3 protein-coding genes and 1 pseudogene are annotated in these 1,112 nt (G+C 70.5%); 3 read left to right on the plus strand and 1 reads right to left on the minus strand.

Features of this window, described 5'->3' with window-relative positions:
- The coding region (locus FUT87_RS31875; protein WP_404935459.1) for a hypothetical protein at nucleotides 1-310 on the minus strand (310 nt) is incomplete at its 3' end.
- Here FUT87_RS31875 and FUT87_RS31880 point away from each other — a divergent pair.
- The 3 genes and pseudogenes from FUT87_RS31880 to FUT87_RS26275 all read left to right on the plus strand — a co-directional run.
- Nucleotides 300-554 carry a spermidine synthase gene (locus FUT87_RS31880; RefSeq protein ID WP_404935460.1) on the plus strand — a complete coding sequence of 85 codons (255 nt, stop codon included), beginning with the start codon at nucleotides 300-302 and terminating at the stop codon, nucleotides 552-554. The genes FUT87_RS31875 and FUT87_RS31880 overlap by 11 nt on opposite strands.
- Nucleotides 551-772, plus strand: a complete 222-nt coding sequence (locus FUT87_RS31885) for a hypothetical protein (RefSeq protein WP_404935461.1) — start codon at nucleotides 551-553, stop codon at nucleotides 770-772. The genes FUT87_RS31880 and FUT87_RS31885 overlap by 4 nt, the downstream gene beginning before the upstream one ends.
- Before the next feature lie 79 nt (nucleotides 773-851).
- Nucleotides 852-1,112 (plus strand): annotated as a pseudogene (locus FUT87_RS26275) (hypothetical protein); the annotation flags it as partial.

A 1,112-nucleotide genomic window follows, 5' to 3' on the forward strand; every position in this document is an offset into this window, starting at 1 on the left:
CATGGGAACGACAGCCGTGAGCAAGCACCGGGACCCGAAGAACAACAAGGGCGGCAGGAAGACCGAGTGGGTCGAGGCGACGCTGAGCGAATTCGACGGCGTGCGCTTCCTGCATCTGGACTCGATCTGGGTCCAGGGCGCGATGCGGGTCAAGAAGCCGGAGAAGCTGGAGCTGGAATACGTCCAGCGCATGATGGCCTGGATGCTCTGGCGCGACACCCGCGAGATGACCCAGGGCCAGGCGGTGCAGCTGGGCCTGCGCCGGCGCGCTGACGCGCTTCTGTCGCAAGCAGCTGAAGATGAAGACCACCGCGGTCGAGATCAACCCGACCGTCATCAGCGCCAACCGGCACTGGTTCCACCTGCCCGACGACGACGAGCGGCTGCGGGTGCTCAACGAGGACGCCGGCCAGTGGGTGGCCGACGCGGCGAACTGGGGCATGGCGCAGGTGCTGAACGTCGACCTCTACGACCACGAGGCGGCGGCGCCGGTGCTGGACGATGAAGCCTTCTACGCGGACTGCGTCGCGTGCTGGCCGACGGCGGGCTCATGACGGTGAACCTGTTCGGCCGCAGCGCCAGCTTCGCGCGCAGCGCGGCGCGGATCGCCAAGGTGTTCGGCACCGACCAGGTCTGGCACCTGACGCCGACCCGTGAGGGCAACACCATCGTCGTGGCCGCGCGCGGCGTCGAGGTGCGACCCGCGAGGTGCTCGAGCAGCGCGCCGACCACATCGAGGCCAGGCACGAGCTGCCGGCGCGCAAATGGCTGAAGCTGGTGCGGCCGCTGCCGATGAACGTGATCCAGCAACTCCACGCGGCTTCCGCCGCCGCGGATTCCGGCGAGTGACCATGAAGCACACCCCGTCGACCAGCGCCAAGGACAAGGGCGCGCCGGCCGCCAGCCCGGCGCCATCCACCGCGCCAATGACTGCGACAACAAGCGCGCCAACGAGCGTGCCGCGCCCGCCGGCGAGCGCCCCCGGGCCCGCCAAGCCCAAGGCCGCCGAGGGCGGCGGCCAGCGCCTCGAGTGGCGCCAGCTGCTGCACTGGCTCGCGGAGGATGGCGTCATCGACGCCGAGCAGGTCCAGCGCACCGAGGCCCGCTTCGGC

This window comes from Mitsuaria sp. TWR114 (assembly GCF_007997345.1).

Bases quoted from the DNA above. Each gene is read 5' to 3' on its own strand.
- FUT87_RS31880 (WP_404935460.1), top strand. From the start codon at position 300: ATGAAGACCACCGCGGTCGAGATCAACCCGACCGTCATCAGCGCCAAC.
- FUT87_RS31885 (WP_404935461.1), top strand. From the start codon at position 551: ATGACGGTGAACCTGTTCGGCCGCAGCGCCAGCTTCGCGCGCAGCGCG.